The sequence below is a fragment of the Bacteroides caecigallinarum genome (assembly GCF_021530995.1).
In the GTDB taxonomy this organism is placed as follows: Bacteria; Bacteroidota; Bacteroidia; order Bacteroidales; family Bacteroidaceae; genus Phocaeicola; species Phocaeicola faecigallinarum.
In genome coordinates this window covers 1-531 of sequence record NZ_JADYTF010000282.1, presented here as the reverse complement: position 1 = coordinate 531, position 531 = coordinate 1, and the positions used below count along the sequence as shown (strand labels likewise).

At 40.1% G+C, this 531-nt stretch carries 1 protein-coding gene; it reads right to left on the bottom strand.

Annotated elements, in window-relative coordinates:
• Positions 1–449, bottom strand: a 449-nt coding sequence (locus I6E24_RS16630) for an IS110 family transposase (protein WP_235329830.1), incomplete at its 3' end; no start/stop codon positions are given.
• Positions 450–531 lie beyond the last annotated feature (82 nt).

Below are 531 nucleotides of genomic sequence, written 5' to 3'. Positions count from 1 at the left end.
TGCAGACATGTGTCAAGCTTTACAAGCTTTCTTGATATATCCTTGCTAAGGTCAAACATCATTCTGTTGTATTGTCTGAGCTGCTGGATGACAGGCTCGGGAACATAGCTTCCACGGATTAACTCCTTGTGGACACATGTTGCAATCCACTCTGCATCCTTTACATCTGTCTTTCGTCCGGGAAGCTGCTTTATGAAGTATGGATTGACGAGTTTCTGGTCGAACATTTCTTCAAGAACACGCCATATAGGAATCCAATATATACTGGTACTCTCCATTGCCAGTTCGGTTACCCCATATTTATGCATGTCATTGGACATGCAGTCCAAATCAGGGGTTAATACACCGTATTTATGTTCAAAAATCTTGCCCGAATCATCTATTATACAAAGGAAAACACTATCTTTGTGGACATCAAGCCCTGCTACTGTTCTATTAGGTCTATTCATATGAGGATTTTTTAATAAATGTATGCACCTCAAATATACAACATTTTGTGCTTCGAGCACGGCAATAGACGATCAATCAAGT